We start from the raw sequence: 15,425 nt of genomic DNA, 5'->3' as shown, positions 1-15,425 counted from the left end.
CGTACCGGTTCGATTCCGGTCGCCGGCATACATATGTGCGAAGCAATGAGTTCACATACACAAAAAACGAACAGGTTCTTTAGAAAGCTAGTTTTCAGAAAGAATCTGTTCTTTTTTTTGATGCGGCGAATGCCGCATCAGCGAGATGGAAATTATATTGTCTGCAATCCTTTATAGAAAAAGAGGTTGCAGGCATTTTTGTTTTACAATAAAAAATAGTAAATATTTACATTTTGGCCCTAATCATTTACTATAAAAGGAGGGTATTTGTTATATTGGACATGGAAATGTTCATGAACTTTATATAAGTTAATTTGCAGTTATAGGTTTATAAAGTATGTTTATGTATATGAGCGAAACAGCATAAATAATATAAAAAATTATAAGTACTAAAAAACGACAGATGAAGTTCATAAACAATTTTTAAAGAAAATTGTAATATAATGTATGGTGGAGAGAAAAGTGTATAAATTATTAAAAAAATGGAAAAACGCAAAGATAAGAACGCAGATTATTCTGACTTATATTGCGGTTCTTTTATTGTCATTTATAATGACGTTTACATTAATTTCAGCTGTAAACGGAAGATATACGAAAATTGAAGTTGGTAAGGCAGGAGTGCAGACAGTTAATGCACTTCAGGGTAATTTAGCGCTTATTTTTGATAATGTAACTCAATTTTCAACACAGATATATTTTGACGATATCGTACAGGATTCTTTAAGACAAATAAATTCAGAGAATATTAATTTAAATTATCAAAAAAACATAACAAAGAGTTTGTTTAATATGATATTATCCGGAGAATACATTTCCGGAGTATATATATTTGATAAATATAATAATTGTTATAATTCTTATAAGAGACCACCAAAAAAAATAAATAAGCAAATTCAGGATACAAATTGGTATAAGGAAATGCAGGAAGCAAATGGAAATGGATTTTTCTATAACGGAAGCGATGGAACAATAGAATATTATTCACCTAATGATTATCTGTGCTATGTAAGACAGATTGTAGATAAGAAAGATTATAAACCTTTGGCTACACTTCTAATAACATTTGATGATTCAGTATTGCAGGACTATTTTAATCAGGTTAGTAATGATTACAAGAATCAGTTCTACATAGTTGATTCGAAAGGAAATTATATTATTGAGCCTCAAGACAAAAAGCGTGATTTTAAAAAGTATACAAAAATTGCAAAAAATATGTCTAAGGAGTACATGGAAGTAAATAATAAAGACGGAAAAAGTGTTGTTGTAAGTCAGGATATAGGAATACAGGATTGGAAACTTATCGGAGTATTTTCATTGGATAACATTACATCTTTAGCTCCATATTATTCGACAGTGATAGTGATAATTATGTGTTTAAATGTTGCATTTGTATTTATATGCTCAATGTTACTTACATATCTCATATTTAAACCACTTGCAAAAGTAGAAAAACATATGAAAATAGTTGAAAACGGTGAATTTGTGACAATGCCTGTTGAAGATAATGCTAATGAAATCACAAGCCTTAAAAAAGTATTTAACCATATGATTTTGTCTGTTAAATCTTTAATGAAAAAGGTAAAGGATGAAGAAAGAATTATTGCAAAAGGCAAGTTAGACATAATACAGGCGCAGATAAATCCACACTTTTTATATAACACTTTAGATGCGGTTTCGGCATTAGCATTAATGGAGGAAAATGAAAAATGTTTCCAGATGACGCAGGCGTTAGGAAATTTTTATCGAAACAGTCTAAACAGTGGACTTGATTATATAACAGTTAAGGATGAAATAAGTAGTATCGAAAGTTACATTACAATATTAAACATGAGATACGACAATCAGATAAAAGTTAATTATGAAATAGAAGAATCGGTAAAAAAAGAGAAAGTTCTTAAACTTTTACTTCAACCTTTAGTGGAAAATGCAGTACATCACGGACTAAATGGAGAAGAAGGAACTGTAAATATAAAAGTATTTGAACAGGATGATGAAATAATATTTATTGTATCTGACGATGGGGTTGGAATGAGTGAAGAAAGAATACAGGAAATAATGGAAGGTAAATCTGTTACTGGAAAATCGGGATTTGGACTTTATAGCTTAATACAGAGAATAAAGTTAATGGATGAAATAGAGAATCCAATGATAATTCAGAGTGAAATAGGTGTTGGAACAGAAATAATTGTTACTGTAGGTAAAATAAAATCAGAGTAAGATTTGCAATAGTGTAAATGTACAATCAGACAAAATAGTATAAATGTACAATCAGACAAAATAGTGTAAATGTACAGTGGAAAGAAAATAGTGAAACACATTAAATTAAGCAAAAAATCGGAGAAATAATTATGTTAAATGTATTGTTGGTGGATGATGAAAAATTAGAGAGGGTTTTAATTCGCAAAGGATATAAATGGGAAGAAAATGGTTTTAAGATTGTAGGGGAAGCAGCGTCCGGAAAAGAGGCATTGGAATATATAAATTATCATGAGGTGGATATTGTGGTGACTGATATTAATATGCCGGGAATGGATGGACTACAATTTACTGAAGCGCTATTGAAAGCACATCCTAAATGCAGGGTTGTAATTATAACAGGATTCAGGGAATTTGAATATGCAAGAAAAGCTATCAATTTAGGTGTTGACGAATTTCTTTTAAAGCCAATTAACATAAAAGAAATAAGTGAAGTGATGGCTAAATTAAAAGAGGAGATTAACCAGAGAAACAAAGAGGCTACAGAGGTGGCTAAATTAAAAGAAAGTATGGAGAATAATTATGACATACTAAAAGAAAGTTTTCTTTTAAGACTTGTTGAAAATAGAATAGATGAAGAAGAAGCAGTGAAAAAAATGGATACATATAACTGCAAAGAACTTCTTGATGGTTGTGTATGCATAGATGTAAAAATTAAAGATAATCAGGAAGAGGAAAATTATAAAAAAGTTTATGAGTTAGTTCAAAATCAAAATAACGACAATATGATTTCGTTTGTTCATTTTATGCATAATATAATAATTTATGTTGTAAATAAAGATTTGGATGAATGCATTAATTATGCAGAAGCATTGCATAAAAAATTAAATAAGATTGGAATAACCGCAACCATCGGAATAAGTGGTGAAAATATAGGATTTTGTGGCATTGCATCGGCATATGGTCAGGCAGATAAGGCGCTTGGAGTTTCAGTTTTGCTTGGAAGAAACAGAGTGGTTACATATTCTGAATACCAGGAGGTTATGAAGCAAAATAATTCTAAAATAGAACTTGACTGGGATAAATTTGCGGAAGCTATAAATAATTGCAGGGAAGAAGAGGTGCTAAAGTATATTGAAGGTTATATTGAAGTGATAAAAAAAGGCAGGATAGCTGACGAGGAATATTTGAAACTGATGACTATGACAATTATATTAAGAGCGGGAGCTACACTTAACAAATATGGAGCAAATTTGTATCAGTTAATAAATGAAGAGGACGTTTTTAAGGATGTAAGAGCGATTAGAAGTGTTACAGATGCCTTAGAATGTGCCAAAGGATATATTAAAATTGTTTATGAATATCATAATCAAAAAAAATCTAAACGTAATAAAAATGTTATAGAAGATGCTTTAGAGTATGTTAATAGAAATTTATACAATTCAGAACTTTCATTAAAGAAAGCGGCGACAGATTTATATACAAATGAAAGTTATCTAAGCAGGGAGTTTAAGAAGACGTACGGAGTCAGTTTTATAGAATATGTATCCGAAAAGAGAATAGAAGCAAGCAAAAAAATTCTTAAACAGACTGATTTAAAAGTGTATGAAGTTGCGGAAAAAGTTGGATTTAAAGATTCTCATTATTTCTGCATTTGTTTTAAAAAGCAGACAGGAAAGACAGTAAAAGAATACAGATGTTAATAAAAAGGTTAAAAATTTATAGTAAAATTTTTAACCTTTTTTAGTCAAAATATTAAATTGAGATAGAGAATCTGATTAAGTATACTTTGAATATCAAATAAATTGAGGAGGATTTATAATGAGAAAAAATTTATTTAAGAAAGTGTTGGCGCTTACTTTAGCTTCAACAATGGCATTCTCAATGGCAGGATGTGGTAGCAAAGGTGGTAGCAGCGATGCTAAAAATGACGACGGTACAATTACATTAAATGTATGGCATCAGTGGTCAAATGATACTAATGAACTTAAGAGCAAATATGAAGAGGCAGTTAAAGCTTACGAAAAAGAAAATTCAGGTGTTAAGATTAAGACAGAAACTTTGGATACAGAAGCTTACAAGACAAAGATTAACGCTGAATTTGCCGGAGACGCAAAAGGAATCGACGTATTCTATTGGTGGGGTGCAGGTACAGCAAAGAAGTTAGTTGATGCAGGAAAAGTTATGGCATTAGATGACTATGTAACTGACGATGTTAAGTCAAAGATTTTAGAAGGTTCAACATCAGCATTTGAATTTGATGGAAAATTATATTCAGTACCAATGTTTTCATGGTATATGACATTATTCTGTAACAAGACAATGTTTGACAAGGCAGGAGCTACATTACCAACTACATACGATGAATTAGTAGATGCAGTTAAGAAATTAAAGAAATTAGATGGTGTTACACCAATGGCAGCAGGTGCTAAAGACGGATGGAATGCAGCATTCGTATATCAGGCATTAGCTTTAAGAGAAGTAGGTGCAACAGGCGTTAACGAAATGTTATCAGGAAAGAAAGAATTCGGAGATGAAGGATTCAAGAAAGCAGCACAGAAAGTAAGTGATTTATATGAAATGGGAGCATTTGGGGACAATCCTTTAGAACAGGGAAATGATGACGCAAATGCAGCATTTGAAAATGGAAAAGCAGCTATGAGACTTATGGGAAGCTGGTTTGCAAACAATGTATACACAGACGATGCAGCAACAATTAAACCTGAAGAAGTAGTAGCATTAAAGATTCCAACAATCGCAGATGGAAAAGGTGAAGCAACAGATTACTGTGGTGGATTCGTTGAATCATTCTGGGTTAACAATAACACTAAATACAAAGAAGAAGCAGCTAAGTTCTGTATTTACATTAATGAAAAAATGGGCGTAGCTTCATATGAAACAGGATCAGGATTCAGTGGATGGACAACTCCTGCAGATGAAAGCAACTTAAACCCATTATTTATCCAGATTAAAGATTTATTAGCAGAAGGAAAACAGGGTGTACTTGCTTGGGATACATCATTAGAATCAGAACCGGCAGCAGTACATAATGAACAGGTTCAGACATTATTTGCAGATGGCGCAGACATTGATGCATTTATAGATGAACATAAGGCAGCTATTAACGGTAAATAATAAGTGAGGCAGGTAGTGTTATGGAAAAAATGCTTGGAAATAAGAAATACATATTAATATTTATATTACCGGCGCTACTATTGTTTTTAGGATTTACCTTGATTCCATTAGTTACGTCAGGAATTTACAGTTTTTTTGAATACAATGGAATTGGAACAAAAACCTTTATTGGTATAAAAAACTACATACAATTGTTTACTGAAGACAGATATTTCCCACTTGCAGTAAAGAACTCTTTGATTCTTGTAGTGGCATCAGTATTTATTCAGTTACCTATATCATTAATTTTAGCTTTGGTATTATCAAGAGGAGTAAAAGGTGACGGATTTTTTAGAACGGTTTATTTTATTCCGGTTGTAATATCAAGTATGGTTATAGGACAGTTGTGGCTTAAAATGTTTAATAATGACTACGGTGTAATTAACACCGTAGTCAGATACTTCAATCCTAAATATGAGCATTCCTGGCTTACAAAAGATGCTTTTATGACAGTTTTGATTCCATCTATATGGCAGTACATAGGATATCACATGATTATTTTTTATGCAGGTATAAAGTCTATTTCGACAGACTATTATGAAGCAGCTCAGATAGATGGAGCGTCAACGTTGCAGGTTCATATGAAAATTACATTACCTTTACTTGTTCCGGTAATAAAAACATGCGTAATATTTGCAATAACCGGATCATTAAGAGCCTTTGACCTTGTTTATGTTATGACAGGTGGAGGTCCAAACCACATAAGTGAAGTTCCCGCTACGCTAATGTACAATAATTTATTTAGAAAAGGTTTGTATGGATATGGAAGTGCACAGGCGTTCTTTATAGTAATAGAGTGTCTCATATTTACATTTATAGTTAACAGAATATTTAAAAAAGCAGAGCAGAATGTTTCAGCAGTATAGGAGGGCACAATGAAAAAGAAAAAAATTATGGGAGCAATAAAATTTGCTATCTTATTATTGATTGCTTTAACTCAGTTGTTTCCACTATATTGGCTTATAACATTTTCGTTAAAAAGCAACACGGAAATATTTGGTGAAAATGTAATTGGACTTCCTCATGTATGGAGATGGGATAATTATGTGACAGCATTGAGCTCATCAAATTTAATCAGATATTTCCTTAATTCAGTATTTTATTCAGTGGTTACGGTAGTAGCAGCAGGAATAATTTCATCAATGGCAGCATATGCCATTTCAAGAATGATATGGAAATTAAGAAACCTTGTATATGGGTTATTTATGATTGGAATTATGATACCCGCGCAGGCAGCATTGTTACCATTGTTTCAGATTTTAGATAGACTGGGACTTAAAGGTGGATATTTAGGATTGTTAATTCCTTACATTGCCGGAGCACTTCCTATGAGTATAATGATTCTGGTAGGTTTCTATAGAGGAATTCCAAGAGAAATGGAAGAAGCGGCTTATATTGATGGATGCGGAATTTTTAAATGTTTTATACAAATCATATTTCCTATGGTTAAATCAGCCATTGCAACAGCTTCAATATTTACATTCTTAGGAACATGGAATGAATTGATGTTAGCAAATACATTTGTTGACAGTGATGAGTTCAGAACACTTCCTGTAGGTATTATGTCACTTGCCGGACAGTATTCGACAGAATGGGGATTAATTGGAGCAGGTATGGTAATTGCAACATTGCCAACAATTATTATCTACTTCTTCTTGAGTAAGCAGGTACAGGAAAGTTTGGTAGTAGGTGCAGTAAAAGGATAAATTAATTTATCCAAATAATTTTATGGATGCAGGTATTGTGAAAGTGTATTACACGAAACAATCCGTAAGACATCTTATTAACACAATGTTATATAATTAGTATTGATAAACATAGCAACTAGCACTCTAAATAGTTTGTTTATCATACCAATTAATTATATAGGTTATCATTAATAATTGTTATGTCAATTATTACTAATAGTTTTCTTTTTTTACGGTACTACCGCTTTACAAATGTAGATTTGTGAAGCGGTAGTTTCTTTACGGGTATAAAAAGAGTAGATTTGGAGTCTGTTAGAAGGATGCTTAAAAGATAAAACACTAAATTCTTCTTAATTCATATTGAAAAAGTATGAATTATGCTCTATAATACATTTATATTATTAAAGATAAAAGATGCCTGAGAAGTATTTGACGTTATAATTGTTGCAAGTTTAATTAACGATTACGCAAAATAAATTTATATTATAAATTTAGGCATCTGTTAAATGATGAAAACTAATAGGAGATGTAAATATAATGAAAATTTCTACAAAGGGAAGATATGCATTGAGATTAATGCTTGATATTGCAGAGCATTCGGAGGGAAATACACCGGTAAGTATAAAAGATATTGCAAAGAGACAGGAAATATCTGATAAATATTTGGAACAGATTATTTCAGTTTTAAATAAAGCCGGCTATGTAAGAAGTACAAGAGGACCTCAGGGTGGATATTTATTAAAGAAAAAACCGGAAGAATATACAGTAGGAATGATTTTAAGATTAACAGAAGGCTCATTAGCTCCTGTTGCATGTGTGGAAGATGATGCAGAACCATGTGAAAGAATGACAGGATGCGCAACTGTTAGAGTATGGCAGGAGATAAATGATGCAGTAAAAGCTGTAGTTGATAATATTACATTGGCAGATTTAGTTCAGTGGCAGTTAGAAGAAAATCAAACAAATGACTATTGTATTTAATCTAAATTAAATAAATACAACATAAAATAAGTGGAGCAGATGAAAAGCGTCTGCTCTTTATATATGTGATTCATAATAATTCGGTTAAAAAAACGGAGCGTTTGTACCGATTCCATTAGTTAATTTAACAATTGGAGGCAGGTATAAATGCTCCGACTTTTTTATTATAATAAAATTACACGTCTAATAATTTATTAACAGCATCCTGAATTTCAGGATGGTTTCTGTATTGTTTTATTAATTTTACTTCGTGACTTGTAAGATTAATAGGTTTTTCATCCGTGTATCCAAAAGTGCCTAAAATATTTTCAATATTATAAATTTCGCATAACATAAGCAAGGTATCAGCATTAGGTTGAGTTTGACCGCTTTCCCAGCCATATATGGTCTTTTCGGCAACGTTTAAAGATTTTTCTTTGAGTATACCTGATACATCACGCACACTCAATTTGTTTAACTTTCTATAATTTTTTAATACTTCAGAAATCTTTGCATTCTTCATCTTATTTACCTCTCTTTTCAATAATATAGTAAGAAAAAATTTACGTCAACAAATTCTCTTTTACAAAGAAAAAACTTCATTGCAATTCTCTTAAACAAAGAATATAATGTAGATATTAGTAAAATTTTCTTGGGAAACGAGAATGGTGGTATCGAATGAATAATCAAAAGAAAAGTAATAGCAGGGTATCTGAAAATATAGTTGAGTATATAAAACGTAATAAAATTTCAGTTGCCCAGATAGAAAAAGATACAGGGATACATATGTCAGAATTCATAGATAATAATGCGGATTTTAGCGCAGGTGAATTCTTAGAACTATGTTCCTATCTGCATTTGGACCCGAAAGATATGAGATAACATTTGCAGATAAGAAAATAAGAGCAAATCTGCATTTAACTAACCCAAGGGATATGAGATAGGTGATAAAGTGCTTAAATACGTATGTAGAAATGACAATATAAAGACAAAAAGTAGCACATGTCCGGTGTGTGGAGAAAGAACTGAATTAGAAAAATCAGACATTTACTGGTGTGATAATTGCAAGGTTCCGCTATTTCAAATTGAGTGCGAATGTTGTAGTGGAAAAGGGACAAGAATAACAACAGATATAAGACCGGTATTCCCGGAAGAAAGACTGCTTTTAGAGATTTTATTAGATAAAATCCCTGGGACATATGAGAAGGATTCAGTATGGAACTGTTCCGGGAATAAATATTTAATTAATGGTAAACGAATTAAATTTTCAGTTAAAGAATTAAAAAATAAAGATGTTGATGATATTAGAAGTAAATATGAAGAAGCATCAAAAAATATAAGTTATGAATATTTTGAACAATATGCAGATAAATTTGTTCAGGCGAACAGAAGCAGATACGAATTCATTGTAAGAGAAGCAGTGGATTACATTAAAAATTCTACAAAAGATTACACGGCAAAAGATATGTTTGTATCTTTCTCAGGGGGAAAAGATTCCACAGTTACATCAGATATAGTTATGAGGGCGTTAAGTGAGCCAAAGATATTACACATATTTGGAGATACTACATTAGAATTTCCGGAAACAATGAGATATGTTGATAGGTTTAAAAAAGAACATCCCCAGACGCCGGTTTTATCTTCAAGAAACAAAGATAAGGATTTTGAAGAACTATGTAAATTAGTGGGACCGCCAAGCAGAGTAATGAGATGGTGCTGCACAATATTTAAAACCGGTGCGATACAAAGAAAGATAAAGACTTTATTTAGAAATAAAAACAAAATAATAACATTTTATGGAATAAGACGAAGCGAGTCTGCCAGTAGAAGTAAATACGAAAGAGAAACAGAAGGCTCTAAAATTACAAAGCAAATAACAATATCCCCAATTATAGACTGGATGGATTTTGATGTCTGGTTGTATATGCTTACAACAAAAATAGATTTTAATTATGCGTACAGATTGGGATATGCAAGAGTAGGATGCTGGTGCTGTCCAAATAACAGTGGATGGTCAGAATTTTTGTCAAAAATTCATATGCCACAGCAGTCGGAAAGGTTTAGGCAGATGCTAATTGATTTTGCAAAACAGATTGGAAAACCGGACCCTGAAGTATATGTAGATGATGGCAAATGGAAAGCACGTCAGGGTGGAAATGGCGTAGATTATGCAAAAAAGACAGCAGTTTCTTTTGAACCATGTGCATTGGAAGAAAATGCATTTAATTATGAACTGCAAAGACCGATTTCAGAACAATTGTATGAATTGTTTAAACCATTTGGATATCTAAATTTTGAATTTGGAAATAAACGACTTGGAGAAGTTTATGTTACGAGAAAAGATGGAAGACTAGTGCTTAAACTTCAGGGAAGAATTGGAAGTACAACGTTAAAAGTAACGATAATCGATTACAAAATAGATGGAGCTGCAAGTGTTAAGGCAGCAGAAGACAAAGTTAAATGTCAGATTACTAAATATCAAATGTGTATGGGATGCAGGGCGTGTGAGAGTATATGCAAGCATAATGCAATTGTTATTAAAGAAGATAAGGAAGGTAATCTTGATTATAAGATTTTGGATGATAAATGTGTAAGATGTGCTGAATGCGTTAATCATTATACGGCAGGATGTTATATGCGAAAAGTATTAGCAACGAAAAAAGGATAAAAATATGACAATAAAACTTAAAGGACATGAAACATTCACAATACGTGAAGGTTGGCTTGATAAAGGATTAAAAGCGGTAAGTGACAATGGAAAAGTTTTTTCTGAAAACTATGGAGCAGATGCTTTAGGAGTTGGAAGCAATATGGCGAAAGCTATCAGATACTGGCTTAAAGCGGGAAAATTTATCGAGGAATCGCCTAAAAATGGAGCAAATTTAACGGATATTGCAAAGATAATAAAAGATAATGACGAATATTTAGAGGATAGTTTTGCATTGTGGATTTACCATATAAATCTTGTATTTAATAAGGATATGGCAACAACATGGTATTTATTTTTTAATGAGACGAATATGGATGAATTCACTAAAGAGGAAATTGAGTATATTATTCTTGGAAAAATGCAAATATTAGCTGAAGGAAAGAAAATATCAGAGCGTTCATTAAGAGATGATATTTCGGTTCTTTTAAATATGTATGTGAAAGAAAGAATAGAAGATTATGATCCGGAAGAAAAGAAAATATCTCCATTTGCAAAATTAGGATTAATAAAGAAGGATAGGGATAGATATTTTAAAACACAGCCTGATAGAGAAGTATTGATAAACGAAGTATTTTTATATGCATTGATGAAATATTTTGAAGAAAAATCCAAAGATTCTGTTGGAATAGATGAATTGTTAAATGCACCATTGTCCCCGGGCAGGGTTTTGAATTTGAAAAGAATTGCATTAAATGAGTATTTAGATAATCTTGCAGCTTTAAATTACATAACAGTAAATAGAACGGCAGGACTTGATATGGTTTATTTGAAGAAAAATATTCCATTAAATGAAATAGTAGAAAAATATTACGAGAAAAATTAAAGATAAACTGTGAAGGAGCATAATATGAGCCAATTAAAGGATTTTATTGAAATAGACAAGAAATTTCAGAATTCAATAAACTTACAACTGGATATAGACAATAGAAAAAAACTCAACAGTTATATACCTACACGTTCATCAATAAATATATTAAATGGATTTCTTGAGAACGTTATTAATAATAAAGAAAAGGCAAATATCCTTATTGGACCATATGGAAAAGGCAAATCACATTTATTGTTGGTTTTATTGGCTATTCTTAAAGAATCAGAAGATAAAACAACAGAAAAACTTTTAAATAAAATAGAAAAAATATCAGATGTGACAGCCAATAACGCAAGACTTATTCATAAAGAATATAAGCCATTTTTGCCAGTTATTATTTCAGGAACGGACAGGGATTTAAATCATGGGTTTGTACTTGGATTAATGGAGGCTTTAAAGAAAAATGATTTGATTGACATTGCTCCTGATAGTGATTACAGCAAAGCTGTTGAAGTGATTGAAAATTGGAAAAATAAATATAAAAAAGTCTATAAGGAATTTGAGAATATTTTAACAGGTTATGAAACTAACGTTAAGGAATTAGAAAAAAGCCTTAAGTCAATGAATCGTAATGGGTTAGAAATTTTTAAGAAAGTATACCCTGAATTGACGGCAGGAAGTGAATTCAGACCGATGGTTCAGGACAATGCAATGACACTGTATAGAGAAATAAGCATTGCACTTAAAGAGCATGGATATGGTGGCATTTATATTATTTTTGATGAATTCAGCAAATATATAGAAGGGCATGAAAGGGAAACATTTGCCTATGATATGAAGATACTTCAGGATATGTGTGAATTGGCAAATAATTCAAAAGAACAACAGATACATATTACATTTGTTGCCCATAAAAGTATAAAAGAGTATGGAAATGCATTGCCTCAGGATATGATTAATGCATTTAAAGGTGTAGAAGGCAGATTAAAGGAAATAAGATTTATTGTATCAGCTCAGAATAATTATGAACTTTTGCAACATGTAATTAAGAAAAAAGGAACAGAATATAAGGCATGGCTAAAAGAGGAAAATAATAGTGAAATTATTAAAGAATCTTATAAAATACCATGTTTTCAAAGTATGTTTAAATTTAGCGATTATCAGCAGATAGTTGTAAAGGGAGCATTCCCAATGTTGCCTTTAACAGCGTATGCGTTACTTAATATAAGTGAAAAAGTAGCCCAAAACGAGCGAAGCATTTTTACTTTTTTGGCAAATGACGAAAAGGGAAGCCTTGTCAATTTAATTGAAAACGGAGCAGATGAATTGCTTTCAGTAGATGTAATTTATGATTATTTTAAAAATTTATTTAAGGAAAGTATTTCACTTACAAATATTCACAATGAGTGGCTAAAGGCAGATTATGCTTTGACTAAGGCAGAATCTTTAGGTGAGGAAAAAGTAATTAAGGCTATAGCCATACTTCATATGATTAATAAAAATGAAGAGGTACCGGTAAAAAAAGAAGAAATTCGTCTGGCTACAGGACTTAGTAAAGAGGATTTTACAGGATATTTGCAGAAATTAGAAAACAAGGAAATTGTAAAATACCGTAATAAACTTGGAATATATACTTTCAAAAATAATATTGGAATTAATTTGGATAAGTATATGAACCAGATGATTGAAAAGCAGTCATTAAGCTTAAATTGGGCAGAGGAGTTTGCAAATATTTCTGAATTAGAATATGTACTTCCTAAAAAATATAACAGGGAATACACTATGACACGTTTCTTTAAATATGTGTATATGACACAGGAACAGTTTCTTAGTGTAAAGAATTCAAACTATTTGTTTGATACATATAAAGCTGACGGATTAATTGTATGCATTGTAATGTTAAAAGAAAATGATGCAAATGAAGTAAAGGTGCATACAGATAAGCTTAAGGATGAAAGAATAGTAGTAATTTATCCTAAAAAAGCATTTGGACAGCAGCAAAGCATCAGAAAATTAAAAGCCGTAAAGGCATTGCTTAAAGATAAGAATTTTATAGATGAAAATAAAGTTTTACAACAGGAACTCGAATTATATAGAGATGATTTAATTTTTGAAATTAATGGAGAACTTGAAAGTCTTTATATGCCTGAAAATGGAAATGATATTTGCTTTTACAGTGGACGTGATAGTGAAAAATTAAAATTTGAATCAGAAAAAAATTTTAACAGATTTTTAAGCGATATATGTTCTTCGTATTACGAAAATGCTCCTAAAATTAATAACGAGCTGATAAACAGACAGAATGTTTCAGCGCAGATTAAAAAAGCAAGAAATCAGATAATTGATGCTATTCTTGGAGAAGAAGACTTATCGGGATTTGAAAAAGGGACAAGTTCAGAATCAACTATTTTCAGGGCAACATTAGTTCATACAGGGATAATGGACAATAATGAATATGAGGCAGGATGCGAGAAAATTATAAAAGAGATAAGAGATTTTATAGGTAAATGTGCCGGTAAAAAAACATCTTTTGATGAGTTGTATTCAAAAATAATGGGAGAAAAATTTGGTGTAAGAAAGGGAGTAATACCTATTTTTCTTGCAAATGAAATTGTAGGTTTGCAGGACACACCAATTATTTATCTTCGAGATAAAGAAGTTGATATATCAAGCGAAATACTAAATAACATAAATGAAAAGCCGGAAGAATATTTCCTATTCATTGAAAAAGAAAATATGGAAAAGGAAAAGTATCTCAATATTTTAGAAGAAAACTTTATTACTGAGGAAATAAAGAAAAAGAAACAGTCTAAGATGCAGAGATTAAGCAATATTGTTGAAAGTATGCACAGATGGTACAGGTCTATAGACCAGTATACTCTCACATTTACAAAACAAATTTTCAATAAAAAAGAAAAGGGATATATAGAAGAGGAAACATTTGAAAAAATAAAGAAATTCAGAAAGATTTTTAAAGGGATAGAGTTAAATTCAAGAGAAGTCTTATTTGAGAAAATACCGGAAGCAATTTATGGAAATATTGATGATAATGCATATGAAAAATGCACACAGGAAGTTTTGAAAATAAAGAAATGCATGAGTGAAAATCTGTATTTTACAAAAATAAAAACTGCAACAGATATAAAGAAAATTTTTGGCGAAAAAGCAAATGACAGTCTTGGTGAATGTCTAAAAACATGGTATGTAGAGCAAAGTGAAAAAGCAAAGTCACATATTTTTTCAGAAAATATAACAGGTTTTATGACTTATATCGGACAGCTAAAAACTAATGACGAATTAGAAATCGTATCTAGAGTGTGCAAGATAATTTCCGGAATTTATATAAATGACTGGAAGAATGATTCTTTTGAACAATTTATGGATGAATTGGTGAGAGTAAAGGCGAGTGTTGAGGCAGTAAAGGAAAATAATGAATCAGGCTCAGGCGAAAACAGAATCTATATTGAAAATGGTGGAAATAAGGTAGAAAGATTTTATGAGACTGATGATGACGACAGCACAAGTTACTTTTTACAAAATGCTATTGAAGAAGCATTAGAAGAATTTGGGGATACGTTGGAACTTAATCAAAAAGTTTCGGTACTTGCAAAGGCATTGGAGGATTTATTAAGCAAATGAAATTAACTTATTTGGATAATGGGGCAACAACATTTCCTAAACCTGAAAAAGTATATCAGGCAATGGATTATGTAAATAGAAATCTGGCTGTAAATGCCGGACGAGGCTCGTATGATTTGGCTAAGAAAGCTACAGGTTTAATAGATGAAACAAGGACAAAAATGCTAAGTCTTGTTAATGGAGAACAGGTAGCTGATGTTATATTTGCACCTTCAGCAACAATTGCACTTAACATGATTATAGGTGGTCT

The 15,425-nt window shown here is 31.4% G+C and carries 12 protein-coding genes; 11 read left to right on the top strand and 1 reads right to left on the bottom strand.

The features are described 5' to 3' along the window. The first annotated feature begins 462 nt into the window (after positions 1-462). The 6 genes from ABMA45_RS03285 (at position 463) to ABMA45_RS03260 (ending at position 8,039) form a co-directional block, all read left to right on the top strand. Positions 463-2,217 carry a sensor histidine kinase gene (locus ABMA45_RS03285; RefSeq protein ID WP_022088457.1) on the top strand — a complete coding sequence of 585 codons (1,755 nt, stop codon included), beginning with the start codon at positions 463-465 and terminating at the stop codon, positions 2,215-2,217. Positions 2,218-2,348: 131 nt separating this feature from the next. Further along, entirely contained in the window at positions 2,349-3,899 is a 1,551-nt protein-coding gene (locus ABMA45_RS03280; RefSeq protein ID WP_022088456.1) for a response regulator, read from the top strand. A gap of 118 nt (positions 3,900-4,017) precedes the next feature. Then, positions 4,018-5,331 (top strand): ABC transporter substrate-binding protein, encoded by a 1,314-nt coding sequence (locus ABMA45_RS03275; protein ID WP_022088455.1) that lies wholly within the window; start codon positions 4,018-4,020, stop codon positions 5,329-5,331. Positions 5,332-5,351: 20 nt separating this feature from the next. Continuing rightward, positions 5,352-6,236 (top strand): carbohydrate ABC transporter permease, encoded by an 885-nt coding sequence (locus ABMA45_RS03270; RefSeq protein ID WP_022088454.1) that lies wholly within the window; start codon positions 5,352-5,354, stop codon positions 6,234-6,236. A 9-nt stretch (positions 6,237-6,245) separates the two neighbouring features. Continuing rightward, positions 6,246-7,076 carry a carbohydrate ABC transporter permease gene (locus ABMA45_RS03265; protein ID WP_022088453.1) on the top strand — a complete coding sequence of 277 codons (831 nt, stop codon included), beginning with the start codon at positions 6,246-6,248 and terminating at the stop codon, positions 7,074-7,076. A 519-nt stretch (positions 7,077-7,595) separates the two neighbouring features. Next, complete coding sequence (locus ABMA45_RS03260) at positions 7,596-8,039, top strand: RrF2 family transcriptional regulator (protein ID WP_022088452.1); 444 nt, start codon at positions 7,596-7,598, stop codon at positions 8,037-8,039. 175 nt (positions 8,040-8,214) lie between these two features. On the opposite strand, the gene ABMA45_RS03255 is transcribed toward ABMA45_RS03260, so the two are convergent. Next, the gene (locus ABMA45_RS03255; protein WP_022088451.1) at positions 8,215-8,541 is read right to left on the bottom strand and encodes a helix-turn-helix domain-containing protein; all 327 of its coding nucleotides are present in this window, start codon (positions 8,539-8,541) and stop codon (positions 8,215-8,217) included. Between the two features lie 155 nt (positions 8,542-8,696). On the opposite strand from ABMA45_RS03255, the gene ABMA45_RS03250 reads away from it, so the two are divergent. From ABMA45_RS03250 to ABMA45_RS03230, 5 genes are all read left to right on the top strand, one after another. Next, complete coding sequence (locus ABMA45_RS03250; protein WP_022088450.1) at positions 8,697-8,900, top strand: transcriptional regulator; 204 nt, start codon at positions 8,697-8,699, stop codon at positions 8,898-8,900. Positions 8,901-8,970: 70 nt separating this feature from the next. Continuing rightward, positions 8,971-10,686 carry a phosphoadenosine phosphosulfate reductase domain-containing protein gene (locus ABMA45_RS03245; RefSeq protein ID WP_022088449.1) on the top strand — a complete coding sequence of 572 codons (1,716 nt, stop codon included), beginning with the start codon at positions 8,971-8,973 and terminating at the stop codon, positions 10,684-10,686. Between the two features lie 4 nt (positions 10,687-10,690). Beyond that, positions 10,691-11,551 carry a DUF4007 family protein gene (locus ABMA45_RS03240; protein ID WP_022088448.1) on the top strand — a complete coding sequence of 287 codons (861 nt, stop codon included), beginning with the start codon at positions 10,691-10,693 and terminating at the stop codon, positions 11,549-11,551. A 24-nt stretch (positions 11,552-11,575) separates the two neighbouring features. After that, the gene (locus tag ABMA45_RS03235; RefSeq protein WP_022088447.1) at positions 11,576-15,175 is read left to right on the top strand and encodes a hypothetical protein; all 3,600 of its coding nucleotides are present in this window, start codon (positions 11,576-11,578) and stop codon (positions 15,173-15,175) included. Further along, positions 15,172-15,425, top strand: a 254-nt coding sequence (locus tag ABMA45_RS03230) for an aminotransferase class V-fold PLP-dependent enzyme (RefSeq protein ID WP_348029907.1), incomplete at its 3' end; no start/stop codon positions are given. The genes ABMA45_RS03235 and ABMA45_RS03230, both read left to right, overlap by 4 nt.

This window comes from Eubacterium sp. CAG:156 (assembly GCF_000434315.1).
GTDB lineage: Bacteria > Bacillota > Clostridia > Lachnospirales > Lachnospiraceae > Eubacterium_U > Eubacterium_U album.
The sequence above is the reverse complement of the archived record's forward strand: the minus strand, read 5'-3'. Positions and strand labels throughout refer to the sequence as shown.